The 16,553-nt window shown below is 35.6% G+C and carries 19 protein-coding genes; 8 read left to right on the top strand and 11 right to left on the bottom strand.

From position 1 onward, the window contains the following. Positions 1 to 4 precede the first annotated feature (4 nt). The 3 genes from mltG (at position 5) to NHF50_RS03175 (ending at position 2,769) form a co-directional block, all read left to right on the top strand. Positions 5 to 1,045: an endolytic transglycosylase MltG gene (gene mltG, locus NHF50_RS03185; RefSeq protein WP_252775035.1), complete on the top strand. Its 1,041-nt coding sequence runs from the start codon at positions 5 to 7 to the stop codon at positions 1,043 to 1,045. 109 nt (positions 1,046 to 1,154) lie between these two features. After that, positions 1,155 to 2,027: a DUF2279 domain-containing protein gene (locus NHF50_RS03180; protein ID WP_252777300.1), complete on the top strand. Its 873-nt coding sequence runs from the start codon at positions 1,155 to 1,157 to the stop codon at positions 2,025 to 2,027. Between the two features lie 97 nt (positions 2,028 to 2,124). Beyond that, positions 2,125 to 2,769 (top strand): peptidoglycan-binding protein LysM, encoded by a 645-nt coding sequence (locus NHF50_RS03175; protein WP_109568314.1) that lies wholly within the window; start codon positions 2,125 to 2,127, stop codon positions 2,767 to 2,769. A 5-nt stretch (positions 2,770 to 2,774) separates the two neighbouring features. Here NHF50_RS03175 and NHF50_RS03170 read toward each other — a convergent pair whose 3' ends face one another. The 3 genes from NHF50_RS03170 to dnaA are packed head-to-tail and all read right to left on the bottom strand — an operon-like array spanning position 2,775 to position 5,379. Next, on the bottom strand, positions 2,775 to 3,497 hold the full coding sequence (locus tag NHF50_RS03170) for an SAM-dependent methyltransferase (protein WP_252775034.1): 723 nt from the start codon (positions 3,495 to 3,497) through the stop codon (positions 2,775 to 2,777). Continuing rightward, on the bottom strand, positions 3,494 to 3,952 hold the full coding sequence (locus NHF50_RS03165) for a low molecular weight protein-tyrosine-phosphatase (protein ID WP_109568312.1): 459 nt from the start codon (positions 3,950 to 3,952) through the stop codon (positions 3,494 to 3,496). Before NHF50_RS03165 ends, NHF50_RS03170 begins: the two co-directional genes overlap by 4 nt. Beyond that, positions 3,952 to 5,379, bottom strand: coding sequence for a chromosomal replication initiator protein DnaA (gene dnaA, locus NHF50_RS03160; RefSeq protein WP_252775033.1), 1,428 nt, complete (start codon positions 5,377 to 5,379; stop codon positions 3,952 to 3,954). The genes NHF50_RS03165 and dnaA overlap by 1 nt, the downstream gene beginning before the upstream one ends. Before the next feature lie 202 nt (positions 5,380 to 5,581). Between dnaA and NHF50_RS03155 the strand changes: the two genes are divergently transcribed. Further along, entirely contained in the window at positions 5,582 to 5,986 is a 405-nt protein-coding gene (locus NHF50_RS03155; RefSeq protein ID WP_252775032.1) for a thioesterase family protein, read from the top strand. Here NHF50_RS03155 and NHF50_RS03150 read toward each other — a convergent pair. Genes NHF50_RS03150 through ribD form a run of 4 tightly spaced genes read right to left on the bottom strand, consistent with a single transcriptional unit; the run spans position 5,978 to position 9,096 of the window. Next, positions 5,978 to 6,604 (bottom strand): YigZ family protein, encoded by a 627-nt coding sequence (locus NHF50_RS03150; RefSeq protein ID WP_252775031.1) that lies wholly within the window; start codon positions 6,602 to 6,604, stop codon positions 5,978 to 5,980. The two genes, NHF50_RS03155 and NHF50_RS03150, sit on opposite strands and share 9 nt — an antisense overlap. After that, entirely contained in the window at positions 6,605 to 7,459 is an 855-nt protein-coding gene (locus tag NHF50_RS03145) for an EamA family transporter (RefSeq protein WP_252775030.1), read from the bottom strand. It lies immediately after the preceding gene. Continuing rightward, entirely contained in the window at positions 7,452 to 8,060 is a 609-nt protein-coding gene (locus tag NHF50_RS03140; protein ID WP_252775029.1) for an HAD family phosphatase, read from the bottom strand. Before NHF50_RS03140 ends, NHF50_RS03145 begins: the two co-directional genes overlap by 8 nt. Continuing rightward, positions 8,053 to 9,096, bottom strand: coding sequence for a bifunctional diaminohydroxyphosphoribosylaminopyrimidine deaminase/5-amino-6-(5-phosphoribosylamino)uracil reductase RibD (gene ribD, locus NHF50_RS03135; RefSeq protein WP_252775028.1), 1,044 nt, complete (start codon positions 9,094 to 9,096; stop codon positions 8,053 to 8,055). The genes NHF50_RS03140 and ribD overlap by 8 nt, the downstream gene beginning before the upstream one ends. Before the next feature lie 81 nt (positions 9,097 to 9,177). Between ribD and NHF50_RS03130 the strand changes: the two genes are divergently transcribed. Together NHF50_RS03130 and prmC are read left to right on the top strand one after the other, a co-directional pair. Further along, positions 9,178 to 9,654, top strand: coding sequence for a GNAT family N-acetyltransferase (locus tag NHF50_RS03130; RefSeq protein WP_252775027.1), 477 nt, complete (start codon positions 9,178 to 9,180; stop codon positions 9,652 to 9,654). A gap of 23 nt (positions 9,655 to 9,677) precedes the next feature. Then, positions 9,678 to 10,598 carry a peptide chain release factor N(5)-glutamine methyltransferase gene (gene prmC / locus NHF50_RS03125; protein WP_252775026.1) on the top strand — a complete coding sequence of 307 codons (921 nt, stop codon included), beginning with the start codon at positions 9,678 to 9,680 and terminating at the stop codon, positions 10,596 to 10,598. Between the two features lie 92 nt (positions 10,599 to 10,690). Here the strand turns inward: prmC and NHF50_RS03120 are convergent, their stop codons facing one another. After that, the gene (locus NHF50_RS03120; RefSeq protein WP_109568306.1) at positions 10,691 to 11,935 is read right to left on the bottom strand and encodes an ABC transporter permease; all 1,245 of its coding nucleotides are present in this window, start codon (positions 11,933 to 11,935) and stop codon (positions 10,691 to 10,693) included. Between the two features lie 192 nt (positions 11,936 to 12,127). Between NHF50_RS03120 and hisS the strand changes: the two genes are divergently transcribed. Then, the gene (gene hisS / locus NHF50_RS03115; protein WP_252775025.1) at positions 12,128 to 13,552 is read left to right on the top strand and encodes a histidine--tRNA ligase; all 1,425 of its coding nucleotides are present in this window, start codon (positions 12,128 to 12,130) and stop codon (positions 13,550 to 13,552) included. Positions 13,553 to 13,605: 53 nt separating this feature from the next. Then, complete coding sequence (locus tag NHF50_RS03110) at positions 13,606 to 13,947, top strand: hypothetical protein (protein WP_109568304.1); 342 nt, start codon at positions 13,606 to 13,608, stop codon at positions 13,945 to 13,947. Positions 13,948 to 14,010: 63 nt separating this feature from the next. On the opposite strand, the gene NHF50_RS03105 is transcribed toward NHF50_RS03110, so the two are convergent. The 3 genes from NHF50_RS03105 to NHF50_RS03095 all read right to left on the bottom strand — a co-directional run bounded on the left by NHF50_RS03105 (position 14,011) and on the right by NHF50_RS03095 (position 16,507). Then, positions 14,011 to 14,346, bottom strand: coding sequence for a hypothetical protein (locus NHF50_RS03105; RefSeq protein WP_252775024.1), 336 nt, complete (start codon positions 14,344 to 14,346; stop codon positions 14,011 to 14,013). A 112-nt stretch (positions 14,347 to 14,458) separates the two neighbouring features. Next, positions 14,459 to 14,821 (bottom strand): helix-turn-helix domain-containing protein, encoded by a 363-nt coding sequence (locus NHF50_RS03100; RefSeq protein ID WP_109568302.1) that lies wholly within the window; start codon positions 14,819 to 14,821, stop codon positions 14,459 to 14,461. Between the two features lie 915 nt (positions 14,822 to 15,736). After that, a complete protein-coding gene (locus NHF50_RS03095; protein ID WP_252775023.1) occupies positions 15,737 to 16,507 on the bottom strand; it encodes a DUF6624 domain-containing protein in 771 nt (256 codons plus the stop codon). Positions 16,508 to 16,553 lie beyond the last annotated feature (46 nt).

Genomic DNA, 16,553 nt, shown 5'->3' with positions numbered 1-16,553 from the left:
GCCCTTGAATTTAAAGAAATTAGTTCTGATAATTGCGGTAGCCGGATTGTTTGTAGCTTTTGCAGTAGCCGGTTATGTTTATTTTAAAGCCTTTACACCCAATACTACTTTTAATCAAAAGGAAGTTTTTGTTTACATTCCTTCAGGTTCAACTTATGAGCAGGCAAAAGAAGAATTAGCTCCGTTTTTGAAAAATATGGACAAATTTGATTTTGTAGCCAAACAAAGGAAGTATGACAGAAATGTAAAGGCAGGAAAGTTTCTGATAAAGCAAAATATGAACAGCTTTGATATGATCCGGGCTTTGCGACAAAATATTCCGGTAAAAGTAGCTTTTAACAATCAGGAAACTTTGGAGAAACTGGCACAGCGACTGGCAACGCAGTTAGAACCTGATAGTCTGGCTTTAGTACAAGCTTTTACTGCACCCGAATTTTTGCGGGAAAACGGCTTTACAGAAGAGGATATTTTAGCCATGTTCATTCCAAATTCGTATGAGTTTTATTGGAACACACCGGCTAATAAATTAGCCGATAAATTTGCAAAAGAATACAAACGTTTTTGGAATCCGAGACGTATTCAGAAGGCAATGGATAAAAATCTGTCTCCGGTTGAAGTATCTGTTTTAGCATCTATTGTACATAAAGAAACAGCAAAAGTAGATGAAAGACCTCGTGTAGCAGGGGTTTACCTGAATCGTTTGCATACTGGAATGCCTTTACAGGCCGATCCTACAATTATTTATGCCATGAAAAAAAAATCAGGTGATTTTGATCAGGTTATAAAAAGAGTGCTGCATGCCGATTTAACTATTGAATCTCCTTATAATACCTATAAATATGCCGGGTTACCGCCCGGACCAATAGCCATGCCGGATATTTCTGCAATTGATGCTGTACTGAATGCAGAAGATCATAATTACATTTATTTTTGTGCAAGTCCGGATAAACCGGGATATCATGCCTTTGCAACCAATTTTGAACAACATCAGGTCAATGCAAGAAAATATGCGCAATGGGTAAATAAATTAGGAATAAACCGATAATCATTTGAAGCAAGGCATAGATTTATATCATTTATCGGCAACCGACACGATTAAAGCGAGAAAAGGCATTATTCCTGTAAAGCTTTTGGTGTTTTCCTTTCTGTTTTTTGTGGGGACTTTTAGTTATTCGCAATCCAAATTAAATATATTTCTAACGCCTTCAGACTCTTTAAATAAGGTTCGTAAAAAAACCGTTTATGTAATTGAAGCTTCAGCAGCAGGTTTAGCTTTAGTAGGACTAAACCAATTATGGTATGCCGATTATCCGCAGTCTAAGTTCCATTTTTTTAATGATAATAATGAGTGGATGCAGTTAGATAAAATAGGGCATTTCTATTCAACATATCATGTCGGACGATTCGGAGCGGAGCTCTTAGCCTGGAGTGGAGCTTCTAAAAAAGAGCAATTATGTTACGGTGCTACTTTGGGATTTGGATTTCTGACGGCTGTAGAAGTATTCGACGGATTTTCTCAAGAGTGGGGATTTTCATGGGGCGATATGCTTGCCAATGCTTCGGGAACTGGCTTGTATATAACGCAGGAGTTATTGTGGAAAGAGCAAAGGATAATTCCGAAATTTTCTTTTCATAAGACTTCCTATGCTGCAATCCGTCCTGAAACTTTAGGAAGTTCATTAAATGAGCAGCTTTTAAAAGATTATAATGGACAGACGTATTGGCTTTCGTTTAATCTTTATTCTTTTATAAAAAATAAACACGTACCAAAATGGTTAAATCTGGCAGTCGGATACGGCGCTGAAGGGATGCTATACGGAAATAACAAAGAAGCAATAGCGGATGGTTTTTCTCAAAATCCTAACCGACAGTTGTATCTGAGTCTTGATGTTGACCTGACAAAAATTGAAACTAAATCACATTTTTTAAAGACTGTTTTTTCACTTTTTAATACAGTTAAAATCCCGGCACCGACACTTGAACTGGGTGATTTCAACGGGGTTAAGGGACACTTGGTCTACTTTTAGAAAAGTTTAACACCTTGTATATCAATATTATAATTTTTTTCGTATCTTTGCCCTCGCAAATTTCAGATGGGTGACAGACGCTGAGAAATGAAAATTTATGATAAAAAAAGGTTCTTATTTTTTTGGATTGACCATCCTAGTAATGTTAGTTTCAACGGGATTTAATTCTTTTGAAATTGAAAAAGTAGAAGGGTTTCACTTAGAAGAGAATGAAAACTATGTGTATACAGTCCCTACAGAAGATGAATTCGAAGAAGAATTTGATGTGATTTTTCCTTATGTAGGAAAAACATTCGTAGGATTCAGAGAAGCAATAGCTTTCAGAGAATCAAGAGGAATCTTAAATTTGGTAAACCCTTACGGATATATGGGGAAATACCAGTTTGGGAGAAGTACATTGAGAACAGTTGGTATTTACGATTTTCAGGAATTTTTGCACAATCCGGAGTGGCAGGAAAAAGCATTCAAAGCTTTAGTGGCACGTAATAAATGGGAATTGCGCAAAGAGATTAAAAAATATTCCGGAAGAAAAATGAACGGAGTAGTAATTACAGAATCAGGGATTTTAGCGGCAGCACACTTAGCCGGAGCAGGTTCTGTAAAAAAATACCTGAGAAGCAACGGAGCAAACGGCTTTAAAGATGGTTTCGGAACTTCTTTAAGAAGTTACATGAAAAAGTTCGGAGGTTTTGACGTTTCTTTAATCGAAGCCGATGCTAACGCCAAAGTAAAATTAGATTAAAAACTTCACATTTTGTGAATAATGAAAATGCAAGGTCGCTTATGTAAGTCGACCTTGTTTTTTTTCCACTCACTAACCTTTTTGGTCTTAATAAATTCAGTAGGAAGGGTTATATCACAAGCAATACACAATAAAGTATCGGGTTGTAATATCTGTATAAGGTCTTCAAATAATTTATTATTTCGGTACGGAGTTTCTATAAACAATTGCGACTGATTTTTTTCAAATGACAAACGTTCCAATTGCTTGATAGTGTTCTTCTTTTCATGTCCGTCAATGGGCAAATAACCATTAAAAGCAAAGCTTTGTCCATTCATACCACTTGCCATAACGGCTAATAAAATAGAGCTTGGTCCGACTAAAGGAACTACCTGAATGCCTTTTTCATGTGCTATCTTTACGATTACAGCACCCGGATCAGCAACACCGGGACATCCTGCCTCGCTCATTAAACCAACATTTTCACCATGTAATAGCGGAGCGATCATGTTCTGATACTCATTGGGTTCCGTGTGCTTATTGAGTAGGGAAATTTTTAGTTCAGATTGTTTTTTATCAGGATGGACACTTTTAATAAAACGTCGGGCAGTCTTTTCGTTTTCTACAATATAGTGATCAATAAAATCGATACTTCTTTTGATGGTTTGCGGTAATACGTCTTCAGAGTTCATTTCGCCTAAAGTAGTCGGAATCAGATAAAGTTTGCCTAAAAAAGTGACAGGTTTCATTTTTGTAAATTCTTTGCAATTATTGAACAGGCTTCATCCAGCATTCGGTATACATTTTCAAAACCGTTTAATCCGCCGTAATAAGGATCCGGAACTTCTACATTCTCTTCAGGGAAGAGTTCGTTTAGAATCAATTTTACTTTTTGTTTGGCATCCTCATCCGGTGCTAATGATAAAACGTCTTTATAGTTTGACATATCCATTGTATAAATATAGTCAAATGTTTCAAAGTCGTCTGTTCTGAATTTTCTGGCTCTTTGGTAAGTAATATCTACACCATGTTCTTGTGCTGTAGCTATAGAGCGTTCGTCAGGCAATTCTCCTGCATGCCATCCACCGGTGCCGGCTGAATCAACTATAAAATTTTGTTTGGGAAGTTTAGACTGTAATATACCTTCTGCCAATGGAGAACGACAAATATTGCCTAAACATACCATTAAAATTTTGGTTTGCATTACATTGATAATTTTTTGTTGATATCGTCAACAAATTTACGGAATTGTTTGTCAGTTGTAACCAGATTATCAACAGTTTTACAAGCGTGTAATACTGTGGCGTGATCTCGGTCACCGATTTGGCTTCCGATATTGGCTAAAGAATTTTTAGTGAATTTTTTAGCAAAGAACATCGCCAGTTGTCTGGCCTGAACCACGTGACGTTTTCTGGTTTTAGACTGTAAGGTCTCTATGTCTAACTGGAAATATTCAGAAACTACTTTTTGAATATAGTCGATAGAAATTTCTCGTTTAACATTTTTGACAAATTTTTCAACGACTTGTTTTGCCAGATCAATAGTTACTTCTCGTTTGTTGAAAGAAGACTGAGCGATTAATGAAATGATGGCTCCTTCTAGTTCTCTGACATTACTTTTGATGTTTTTAGCCACATATTCGATGATCTCTTCCGGTATTTCAACACCGTCTCTGAACAAAATATTTTTCAGAATAGAAATACGGGTTTCAAAGTCAGGCTGGTGTAACTCTGCCGATAATCCCCATTTGAAGCGGGACAATAAACGTTGTTCAATATCCTGCATATCAACAGGAGCTTTATCAGATGTTAAAATAACCTGTTTTCCGTTTTGGTGCAAGTGATTAAAAATATGGAAAAATACATCCTGAGTTCCTGATTTACCCGACAAAAATTGTACGTCATCAATAATCAGAACATCAATTAATTGATAGAAATGGATGAAATCATTACGCGTATTTTTCTTAACGGAATCAATATATTGTTGTGTGAAAATTTCAGCAGAAATATATAAAACCGTTTTTTCTGGGAATTTATCTTTTATTTCCACACCGATCGCATGTGCTAAGTGTGTTTTTCCTAAACCTACGCCCCCGAATATCAATAACGGGTTGAAAGAAGTTCCTCCCGGTTTGTTGGCAACAGCCAAACCGGCACTTCTTGCCAAACGATTCGAATCACCTTCAAGGAAATTATCAAAGCTGTAATTTGAATTTAATTGCGAATCGATGTTGATATTTCTGATGCCGGGAATGATGAACGGATTTTTTAATTCCGGATTTTTCTGAACAATAGGAACATCAACTTCTTGAGTTTTGATGACTTGTCGGTTGTTACTTGGTATTTGTTCGGTAAATGGAAGTTTGTTCCCGTAAGGGTTTTCCATTTTAATTTTATATAATAACTTTGCGTTTGGTCCGAGTTCTTTGGTAAGAGCAACTTTTAAGAGCTTAACATAATGTTCTTCCAGCCATTCATAAAAGAATTTACTGGGAACTTGAATAGATAATGCGTTTTCATTAAGGTCAACTGACTGTATCGGTTCAAACCATGTTTTATAGGCTTGTTCCTGAACATTGTCCTTTATAAAAGAGAGACAGTTATCCCATACCGATTGCGCAGTTTTATTCATAAAAGTTCTTTTTTTACAGTTGCTTTTTAAAGATTAACAAAGGTTATCTTACAGGAAAAGGCACGAGACCTTCAAGTGATTTGGGAGAACAAATATGTGAACAATTTTCTGTAAAAAAAAATGAAACTGCTATTGGTTTTTAAAAAAAAATATTGTAAACCCTTTTATGGGAAATTAAGAATAAATTAAGATAAAATTAACAATGAAAGAACATCAGTTACAAGTAAGAGTTCGATATGCGGAAACCGATCAAATGGGAGTAGTTTATCATGGAAATTACGCCCAGTACTTTGAGATGGGAAGGGTTGAATGGTTGAGAAACCTAGGGGTTTCATACAAATGGATGGAAGAGAACGGTATTATGCTTCCGGTCGTTTCTCTTACAATGAATTATAAAAAATCAGCTCGTTATGATGATCTGTTAACGGTAAAAACGATTTTTAAAAAACAATCCGGCGTAAAGATCGAATTTGACTACGAAATTTACAATGAAAAAGGAGAGTTATTAACAACCGGATATTCAATGCTGGTCTTTATAGATATGAAAACAGGGCGTCCGGTTTATCCGCCAAGCTACCTTGCTGAAAAGTTAGAAGTATTAGTCTGATTCTTTTTCTTTAATTGTTACTTCGTAAAGTGTATTGAAAATGTCGAATATGGTTTCGGCATTTTTTTTTCGGGTTGCGATTTCAATTTCACAACTCAATTCCATTTTTTGGTGTACAATATCTAAGTTTTTTTCTTTTATAATTCGCATGACTTTATTCATGTTTTTATAATCGAAGGAAACGATGAAATGTTTGTTTATGGTTTTTTCGATAATGTCTGAGGCTTCTAAAGCCATTTGAGCCGCAGTTCGGTAGGCTGAGATTAAACCGCCGACACCTAGTTTTACTCCTCCGAAATACCGGACAACTACAATTAAAACATTGGTAAGGTCAAAAGATTGGATCTGTCCGTAGATAGGCATTCCGGCAGTATTGTTAGGTTCGCCGTCGTCATTTGCTCTGTAGTAGATTTTTTCAGTTCCGGTTTGAAAAGCATAACACCAGTGGCGTGCAGAAAAATGTTGCTTCTTTATTTCGGTCAAAATGTCTTTTACTTCATCTTCATTTTGAATGGGAAAAGCATAGCCGAAAAATTTACTGTTCTTTTCTTTGTATAATATTTCAGGCGAAGCCTGAGCGAGCGTTCTGTATGTGTCTTTTGTGTTCTCTGAATCCATTTATCGTACTAAAAATAAAGCTATGATGGCGATGATGATGCCTGCAAAATTTTGTTTGCTTAATTTTTCCTGAAAAAAAAGAAGCCCCAAAATTGTGGTGAACAAAATTACACCAATATTTAATAAAGTAAAAATGGTGGCACTTTCCATATTTTTCGTCTGCAAAGCTTTGATCATATAAAACATAGAAAAGAAGTTGGGAATACCCAAAATGATTCCTCCTAAAATATTTTTAAAATGAAAGCTGGTTTGTTTTCGGAATATTCGGTAAGACAAAATGAGAATACCGATACTGAAAGCCGTTAAAAAGGTAAAGGCAGAAAAAATAGCCGTGTCGTTTTGGGGAACGTAAAAGCGTTGAATAAAATTCATGCCGGTATCTATTGTTCCGGCACCTATAAATAACAGACAGGGTAATAATAATGAATCAAAGCGAAGCTGGCCGGAATCTTTTTTGGAAACAAAGTAAACTGCTGTTAAGGCTAAAAATATTCCCAGTAATTTTTTAAAATGGATGGACTCGTTAAAAAATAATATGCCGAAAAGTACGGGAACTATCAGTGACATTTTGCTGGCAACGGAAGCTACTGTTAAGCCATTAACTTGAGCGGTTTTCCCCATAATGTTAAAAACAACAATAAATAAGAAACCTAAAAAAAGAGTTCCGGGAAACCAGGTTTGTTGCAATATTTCGTCGGTATTGATCTCAACCGGGCTTAGGATCATTCCGGTAGTGAAGGCAATAATATAGTTAAAAACAATGGCTTGAAAAACATCGATATTAATCTTTTTGAATAGTGTAAAAACGATAAATAGCAGCCCTGAAAAGATAATGGCTAATACCAGATCAAGCATGTGTTTTTTTTAGGTGTTCAAAAAGTTGAGTCACATCTTCTGAGGTAGGGTTCAGATGCCAGGTTTTAAAACCTAATTTTTTAGCCGACTCAATGTTTTCTTTTTTATCGTCAATAAATAAAGTTCGTTTCGGCGTTAAATTATGATTATTGATAACCAGTCTGAAAGTTTCTTTATCTGGCTTGCGCATCCCTATGTCGAAAGAGAAATAAGTCTTTTCGAAGCAACTGTAAAAATCTCGTGCAAAAGATTCGCCTACTTTGTGTTCAAAGTGTTCAATATGTGTAGCATCTGTATTGCTTAATAAAAGCAAGCGATAGTCAGACAGCATTTGAAGGAATTCCAATCGATCTAAAGGAAAGTCTTGCAGGATAGCATTCCAGGCCTCTTTTATCTCATGAATCTGGGCTTTCGGAACAAACTGTTTAATACCCTCTAAAAAAGTTCCTTCGTCTATTTTTCCGGTTTCATAGAGTTGGTTCAGCTCATTTAAAGCCGGATTCCACTGAAGTAACCCCAGTTTCTTTAAAGCATTTGGCGTTGCGTTTTTGTCTAAGTTAATGAAGACATCCCCAAAATCAAAAAGTATAGTGTTAATCATAATTTTTGTATTGTTTTAATTGGTTCCCTTGAACGTTTTCGATACTAATTGGAAAGCGATGGATTTTGGGTGCAGTAATTCCATTTTTTAAACTAATATTTCCGATAAAAACACGCGCTTCATCCCACAGGTCTTTATCTATGAAGCTTTGTAAAGTTTTAGCTCCGCCTTCGATAATAATTGACTGAAGTCCTTCCTGATGTAAATCGGATACTAAAAAGTCTAAAAAATGAGTATCAAATATAGCTTTTTTATGCGAAATAGTATTATTTTTTGTTAAAAAAATAGTGTCACTGTAAATAATTGATTTTTGTATTCCGTTTTTGACAGCATAACTTTCCGGTATTTTTCCTTGTCGGTCAAGGATAATCCGAGTAGGATTGTTACCGAAAAAATCCCGTGCATTTAAGACCGGATTATCGTCTAAAACGGTTTGAGTACCTACTAAAATACTTTGCTCTTCCGTACGCCATTTGTGAACTAATTGTCTGGAATATTGATTGGTGATCCAAACGGGACGGTTACTGTCCTTAGTTAAAGGAGCAATGAACCCATCGTTGCTTTCGGCCCACTTTAGGATAATGTACGGACGCTTTTTCTCGTGAAATGTAAAAAAGCGTTTATTTAGTTCTTTGCATTCCTTTTCTAAAACTCCCACAGTTACATTTTTTCCGGCTTCTTTTAATTTTTGAATGCCGGTTCCGGCTACTTTGGCAAAAGGATCAATTGTGCCGACGACTACATTCGGAATTTCTTTAGCAATGATTAAATCGCAGCAAGGCGGTGTTTTTCCGAAATGACTGCAAGGCTCCAGTGTAACGTAAATAGTAGCTTCTTTCAAAAGACTTTTGTCTTTAACTGAATTTACAGCATTTACTTCTGCATGGGGTTCTCCGGATCTCTTATGCCAGCCTTCTCCGATGATCTTTCCGTGGTGAACAATTACACTTCCCACCATAGGATTGGGATAAGTTGTTCCTAATCCGTTTTTTGCCAATTGTAAGGCGCGATGCATGTATTTTTCATGGGTCGTCATGATACAAAAGTAGGGATTTTAGAAATTTTTAAGTCAAAAAGGAACTCAATTTATGTATTTTTACAAAGTGAATTGTGAGATATGATAATCAGAAAAATAGAATGGAAAGATAATGCTCAAATTGCAAAAGTGATTCGAGATATTTTTGATGAATTAGATGCTCCGAAAACAGGTACGGCCTATGCGGATCCTATTTTGGATACCTTATACGAAGTATATCAAAAGCCCAGATCGGTTTATTATGTTGTGGAAAAAGATGGGCAAGTTCTAGGCGGCGGCGGAATAGCTCCTTTAGAAAATGCTTCGGAGGAATATTGTGAATTGCAGAAGATGTATTTTGCATCTGAGATAAGAGGTTTAGGCTTAGCACAGGAAATTATTGAGAAAGGTTTGGTTTTTGCTAAAGAACAAGGCTTTGAAAAATGCTATCTGGAAACGTTACCATTTATGAAGGCTGCACAGAAATTATACCATAGGGTAGGTTTTCAATATTTAGATCAGCCGCTTGGTTGCACCGGTCATAATAGTTGTGATGTTTGGATGATAAAAGAATTGTAAAACCGAACAAAAAGAAATAGATTTTGACATTAAGAGAGCTTAAAAAGCATTTCGAAAGTAAATTGGGAACCCTTTACGATCAGGGAGAAACGGAGTCGTTTTTTTATATGGTTCTGGAACATTTGCATCAAATGAAACGTATTGACTTTACGTTGAACCCTGACTTTTCAGTGGCTAGTATTGAGGACTGGAACAGAATTATTTCCGACTTACAGCAAGAAAAACCCATACAGTATATTTTAGGAGAGGCGTGGTTTTACGGGTTACCGTTCAAGGTTAATGAATATACACTGATTCCGAGACCGGAAACGGAAGAACTGGTGGAGTGGATTTTGGGAAGTAGAAAGCCGGAAAGCGAAATGATGTTATATCAAGGAGAGTTGCGATCTGCGTTTTCAATTTTAGACATCGGAACCGGAACCGGATGTATTCCGATCTCGTTGAAAGTCAATTTACCGGAAGCAGAAGTTTTTGCTATTGACGTTTCGGAAGAAGCTTTAAAAGTAGCCAATGAAAACGCCCGGCAAAATAATGCACAAGTGCATTTTACCCAAGCGGATATTTTATTGGTCGAAGACCTTAAAAAACTGTCAGCGGTTAACGATCTGTTACCAACTAAATTAGATGTCATCGTTTCAAATCCGCCTTATGTCCGGAATTTAGAGAAAACAGAGATCCGAAAAAATGTTTTGGATTATGAGCCGCATCTGGCTTTGTTTGTGGAAGATAATGATCCTCTGGTTTTTTATCGAAAAATAGCTGAACTGGCTATAGAAAGTTTGAAACCGAATGGGTTATTGTTCTTCGAGATCAATCAGTATTTAGGTAAAGAAACCATAGAGATGTTAAAACAGTTAGGCTATCAAAATATAGAACTCCGTAAAGACTTGATGGGAAATGACAGAATGATTAAAGCAAAGATAAAAGATGAAATGAAATTTTAGCTATTGTTGTACCATCAATTAAAACATCAAGAGCATCTGAATCCTAAAAAATAAGCACTGAAATTCGTACTTCTGCCCTTGTACTTCGATAATTATTCATAACGCAAAGCTTCAACCGGATCTAATTTTGCAGCTTTTAATGCCGGATACAGACCGGAAACGATCGTAACGATAAAAGTCGTGATGAAAGCAGCGATAATAGCCATCCACGGAATCACAAATGAAAAACCGAAACTTAAGGCTATAATTGATCCTAATAAGATACCGAAAAGTATTCCCAGTACACCGCCTATCTGACTGATAACGAATGTTTCAGTAAAAAACTGCCAGGCAATGGTCGATTTTTTTGCTCCTAATGATTTACGGATCCCGATCTCCCGGGTGCGTTCCGTAACGGAAACCAGCATGATATTCATCAAGGCAATAGTAGAACCGAAAATGGTAATTGCACCTATCACTACTGCGATCAGGTTAATGAAAGCAATATTTTCACCCAAACGCTGGATCAGATCGTCACTTCGGTTAATTCCGAAATTGCTTTTTTCAATCGGATTCAATCGGCGTACTTTTCGCATCATTAAAGTAGCATCGTCAACGGCTTCATTAAGTAAGTTGTCATTATTGACCATTACTGAAAGGTCGTAATTTATATTAGGAGCCGAAAACAAGGAACGGGCGATCTGATTTGGGATCAGAACACGTAAGTCCTGGCTGTTGCCGAAAGTGGATCCTTTTTCTTTTAAAACTCCGATAACTTTAAACTTAGCCCCTCTGATGGAAATACTTTTGTCTAAAGGGTTCATATCTTTAAAAAGTCCTTTTTCAAAGTCAGAACCTAAGATACAAACGTAATTATTGTTCTTAACGTCAAAAGGAGTGAGGTTTCGCCCTTTTACGACTTCCAACCCTTTGTTAGGACAAAAGTTCTCGTCGACCCCTACAATTGTAATTTCCGGATCGGTTTTTTGATCCTGATATTTAACTTCAATGCTCGAAGCGGCAGTGAAAGACAGAGAGGTAGAGGTAAAAGGAAAATTATAACGTTCTTTGAATTCTTTAGCCTGTGGGTAACTGATGATAGGATTGGGTTTTTGCTTGCTGTCATTTTGGTTGATCTCGGCAGAAAAATCGTATTGACTGATCGAAAAAGTATTGGCACCCATTGAAGCAAAATTTCCGAATAGGTTTTTTTCCAACGCCTTGGTTAAAGTCAGAATCCCTACCAGAAAAGTAATACCGATCATGATGATCAATACCGTTAATGATGTACGCAATGCCTGGCTCTTAATAGAATCAACGGCGATCTTTGAGTTTTCTTTAAATAATCCTATACGCATACAGCATTAGACTCAACTTTTTATGTTTTGTTACACAAAAAAGGGAAATAGTAAAAAGGGGACAGGAATTACCGTTATAATTTTTAAGAATCAGTAATAAATTCGATATTTGCAGGAGAAAAATTTTAGTTTCGAAATTTATTTTTCAGATCGATAAACGGACAAACTTTTTAAATTGGCAAATTAAAGAAAATGGCTCAAAAACCTAGTATACCAAAAGGAACACGTGATTTTTCACCCGTTGAAGTGGCGAAACGCAATTATATCTTCAGTACGATAAAAACGAATTTTGAAAAATTCGGATTCCAACCGATCGAAACTCCTTCCTTTGAAAACTCTGAAACCCTGATGGGGAAATACGGGGAAGAAGGCGACCGATTGATCTTTAAGATCTTGAATTCAGGAAATTTTTTCTACAGTAAAAAAGGAATTGAGTTGCCGGAATCATTAAACGAATTGTTGGTGAATTCTGCTGAAAATATTACTGTGGAGCAACGCATTGAGTTAAATAAGTTTACCCATAAAATTTCTGAAAAAGCATTGCGTTATGATCTGACGGTTCCGTTTGCACGTTATGTGGTGCAACACCAAAATGAAATTGAGTTCCCGTTTAAAAGATATCAGATCCAACCGGTTTGGCGTGCCGATAATCCTCAAAAAGGACGTTTCAGAGAGTTTTACCAGTGCGATGCCGATGTGGTAGGTTCTAATTCGCTTTGGCAGGAAGTGGAATTGGTACAATTGTATGATTCGGTTTTCACGGCCTTAGGTTTAAAAGGGGTTACGATAAAGATCAACAACCGAAAGATATTATCAGGAATTGCTGAAGTGATCGGTGCTTCTGATAAGTTGATCGATTTTACGGTTGCTTTGGATAAATTGGATAAAATAGGGGAAGAAGGCGTTAAGAAGGAAATGGTCGCCAAAGGCATTTCGGAAGAGGCGCTTGAAAAAGTACAGCCGTTGTTCCATTTTACCGGAACTATTTCCGAGAAGATCGAAAAGTTAGCGCAATTGCTTTCTACTTCTGCAGAAGGAATGAAGGGTATTGAGGAGTTGAAATTCATTTGCGAAAATGTAATGGAACTAGGCCTGCAAACGGCTTATTTGAATTTAGATGTAACCTTAGCCCGAGGGTTAAATTATTACACCGGAGCTATTTTTGAAGTAGCAGCTCCGGAAGGATTAGCTATGGGCTCAATTGGTGGTGGTGGTCGTTATGACGATTTAACGGGGATCTTCGGTTTAAAGAATATGAGTGGTGTCGGAATTTCGTTTGGCTTGGACCGTATTGCATTGGTGATCGAAGAATTGGGATTGTTTCCGGAAACGGTTACGGCTACTTCAAAAGCTTTGTTTTTGAATTTTGGTTTAGAAGAAGCTAAATATGCTATGAAAGCAGTGATGCAATTGCGTCAGAAAGGGCTTAAAGTAGAAATGTATCCGGATAATGCTAAAATAGGGAAACAGTTCCAACATGCAGATAAGCGTGGAATTCCTTTTGCAGTGATTGCCGGAACAGAGGAGATACAAAACGGAGTGTATGCTGTTAAAAATCTGGTTACCGGAGAACAACAAACCGTAAATTTTGATACTTTAGTTACTGTATTGCAGTAAAAAAATGGCTTACTTTGTTGTTTCAAAGCAGGTAAAATTCTAAATGTATAGGTATGGATGTCGATAGTGAAGCTAAGAAAGTGATTTGGTCACTACAAAATAACGTTCGTTCTGAGGAAGAGCGCAATGTTTTTAAACCGACCGGGAAAAAGCCTAAAAGCAATACCTTGAAGTATGTACTGGTGGTATTAACGGGATTGCTTGCCATTAGTTTTGTAATGGCACAATTTCAGAAAACAGCAGTGGATGTCTGTATTGTATCAGATTTTTGTATCAACTCAGAACAGGATGCTTTGTTGTATGTGCTGTATGTTTTTATAAATGTGGTACTAGTCGTCTTCGGAATATATTTTGCGTACCGTATAGGGAAATATCTGGCGGGAAGATTAATGTAATAAAAAAAGGCTTTAGAAAATCTCTAGAGCCTTTTTTATTAAGATAGAAAAATGATATTGTGATTATTCAACAATTACTTTTTTATACATTGCTTTATTATTTTTTAGCTGAACTCTTTGTGCTTCAGTAAGTCCTGATAAAACTTTGTGGTTGAATTTTTCGTTTATTTTCTTTTTTTCTTCGGCAGTAGCTGCATTAGATAATGCTTCTAATCGCATGTCGACCAATTGAGTAAATGCGTTTTTAAGGTTAGCATCAATTTTTAAAAAGGTAGCAACTTCTTCTACACCTTTAAGCATTTCAGTTCGGTTAAGTCCTTTTTCTATGTTGATTTCCTGAGCAGAGGCATTTATTGAAAACCCAAGAAACAAAACAAAAAGTAATAGTATTTTTTTCATAATTTTTTGTATTTAGTTGTAACAAATCTAATTTAAAAAATGATTAATACAAAAAAAGAACATGAAAAAATGAATTTCCTTTCTTTTAGTGGTGTATACTTAAATTCTGTAGTTATTTAGAATTACTTCTGTAGGCGGCAAGTTCTCTTTCTAAACTTGCTATGATCTTATCTTTATCCTGTAAAGATTGTTTCAGTAATTCAATGATCTCACTTTCTCTTTTGTAATCGTCTTTCGGTTCCTGAACCACGTTTTTAGGAAACATTTCTCCCATGGGTTTATTAATGAAATCGTCAATACTGATTTCAAAATAGGTACAAATCTTTTGAATAGTTTCAATTTTAGGTAATGCTTTTTTGACAACGTAGGAGTTGATCGCACCGTTGTTTAAGCCAAACATTGCACCAAATTCATTTTGAGAACAATTCATTCGGTTGACTAAATAAGAAATATTTTCTGGAATATGATTAGTCATCAAAAATACAATATATTGATTATCAAATAATTACTAATAATTGAAAATTTACACTAAGAAAAAATCTTCTTTTTTTGTAAAATTTCTTGTTTGTTTAAGAAAAAATCTGTAAACTTGTACAATCAAAATACAAAAAAATAATTAATAATTGATAATTTCTTCAGAAAAGAGATTAAATAGTTGTGCTTTGGTGATAAGAAATGTCGTGTTAATGGATAAGGATAGAGACACAGCCGTAAAAAATGGAAGTGTTGTTTTGTGAAGGGGGCACATTTGCATAGTGTAGGGGTAAAGGATTAAAAAAATAAAAATAAAGCGTAAAATTACTATATTAACTTAACCAATAATTGGCATTTGCTAAATTAGCTTTAGAAAGAAACAGTTCATTTGAACTGTTTTTTTTTATTATTGAAATTCCCTCTTTTAATTTTACGATCAAACTAAAAAGGATCAGGTGTTTTTAACTAAAGCAGATTTCGGTTATTATAATTTTATTTCGCTTGTTGAGTAAACAAATTTACAAGGAATTTAGTTCATAGAAAAGTATTCTTTTAGAATACGTCAGCTTTATATATAATGAAAGCCTATACTTGAATATAGTTACATTCTTGCGAGTTGGGAAGTAAGTCTGCTACATTGTTTATTTAATTTCCGATCTTTCGGCAGCGGAGTCCCGTGTCTCATTCTGTTTCATTGGAGAAAGGCATTAAGTTTTGAATGTATTTTAAAAGGTTATTCATTGCTTTTTTAGGTTTTGTATAAAAAGAGCTGCTGTAGTAAGTTTATTTAATGTCGGAACACATTCAACTTTAGTATCTTTAGACCAATGAGCATCTATTCCATCTCAAATTTTATGAGTTTTGTTTTCTTCAGTTTTCAATCCTACAATCAATAGGCTCTTTCGTTTGTATTTCGTTATTGTTTTTTTGACTGTCTTTCTTTTTCAAATTTTTCAGACCTAAGTATTTGTTCTTCTAAATTCCACTCAAAATCAAATCTGTTTTTCAGATATTCCGAGATTGGTTCTAATCCGATTTCAGCTCTTCTTTTATCTACATTTACAGGGTCAAATATTGGCCATACATTAAAGCTTTTCGTTTCAGGGTAATATTTCATTTGTCCGCCATAGATTTGAAACTCGCCTTTGTCAGTAGCAATTCGATCTTCTGTTCTTGCTAACAGCCATGGGCTTAATTGGTTATTTTTTACAGCTTGACGCATCAAGGGGAGATACTTTATTCTGGTTTCCGTACTGCTATGTTGAAGTACATTACAGAGGGTTAAATTTCCTTGTTTTCCTATAAGAGACCGATCCGGCCATCCTTGGGTATCCAGGATTTCTCGAATCTTTCTTTCATTGAAGTCATGATTTTTATGATATATAGTATTTTGTTTTACAAATTCCTTTGAATCAAATCCATAAATTCTCCCAATTGAATCTCTCAATCGAATAGGATCTTGTTCTGTTCTCCATATAGTATCTAAAACAGCAGCTAAGTTTTCCGATTTATGGTCGCTTGTTGTGCCTTTTTTTGGTTTATTCTTGTCAGTACAAGAAATAGTTGTTACTAAAAAGAGTATAAATATCAATCTCATCTTTAATTTTAAATTAGTTTTGTAATCCAATTTTCGTGATGATTGCCAGCCATGTCTATTTCTTTTAATATGGTTTTTTTCGAGGGTCATTTGAGTATTCCGGATGAGCGTCTGGTCAATTTTATAAAGTTCTTTA

Origin of the sequence: Flavobacterium sp. NRK F10 (assembly GCF_024054235.1) — a bacterium.
Taxonomy (GTDB): Bacteria; Bacteroidota; Bacteroidia; order Flavobacteriales; family Flavobacteriaceae; genus Flavobacterium; species Flavobacterium sediminis.
Note: the sequence above shows the minus strand (reverse complement) of the source record. Positions and strands in the feature narration are given on the sequence as shown.

Bases quoted from the DNA above. Each gene is read 5' to 3' on its own strand.
- NHF50_RS03175 (WP_109568314.1), top strand. From the start codon at position 2,125: ATGATAAAAAAAGGTTCTTATTTTTTTGGATTGACCATCCTAGTAATG.
- NHF50_RS03170 (WP_252775034.1), bottom strand. From the start codon at position 3,497: ATGAAACCTGTCACTTTTTTAGGCAAACTTTATCTGATTCCGACTACT.
- NHF50_RS03165 (WP_109568312.1), bottom strand. From the start codon at position 3,952: ATGCAAACCAAAATTTTAATGGTATGTTTAGGCAATATTTGTCGTTCT.
- dnaA (WP_252775033.1), bottom strand. From the start codon at position 5,379: ATGAATAAAACTGCGCAATCGGTATGGGATAACTGTCTCTCTTTTATA.
- NHF50_RS03155 (WP_252775032.1), top strand. From the start codon at position 5,582: ATGAAAGAACATCAGTTACAAGTAAGAGTTCGATATGCGGAAACCGAT.
- NHF50_RS03150 (WP_252775031.1), bottom strand. From the start codon at position 6,604: ATGGATTCAGAGAACACAAAAGACACATACAGAACGCTCGCTCAGGCT.
- NHF50_RS03145 (WP_252775030.1), bottom strand. From the start codon at position 7,459: ATGCTTGATCTGGTATTAGCCATTATCTTTTCAGGGCTGCTATTTATC.
- NHF50_RS03140 (WP_252775029.1), bottom strand. From the start codon at position 8,060: ATGATTAACACTATACTTTTTGATTTTGGGGATGTCTTCATTAACTTA.
- ribD (WP_252775028.1), bottom strand. From the start codon at position 9,096: ATGACGACCCATGAAAAATACATGCATCGCGCCTTACAATTGGCAAAA.
- NHF50_RS03130 (WP_252775027.1), top strand. From the start codon at position 9,178: ATGATAATCAGAAAAATAGAATGGAAAGATAATGCTCAAATTGCAAAA.
- NHF50_RS03120 (WP_109568306.1), bottom strand. From the start codon at position 11,935: ATGCGTATAGGATTATTTAAAGAAAACTCAAAGATCGCCGTTGATTCT.
- hisS (WP_252775025.1), top strand. From the start codon at position 12,128: ATGGCTCAAAAACCTAGTATACCAAAAGGAACACGTGATTTTTCACCC.
- NHF50_RS03110 (WP_109568304.1), top strand. From the start codon at position 13,606: ATGGATGTCGATAGTGAAGCTAAGAAAGTGATTTGGTCACTACAAAAT.
- NHF50_RS03105 (WP_252775024.1), bottom strand. From the start codon at position 14,346: ATGAAAAAAATACTATTACTTTTTGTTTTGTTTCTTGGGTTTTCAATA.
- NHF50_RS03100 (WP_109568302.1), bottom strand. From the start codon at position 14,821: ATGACTAATCATATTCCAGAAAATATTTCTTATTTAGTCAACCGAATG.
- NHF50_RS03095 (WP_252775023.1), bottom strand. From the start codon at position 16,507: ATGACCCTCGAAAAAAACCATATTAAAAGAAATAGACATGGCTGGCAA.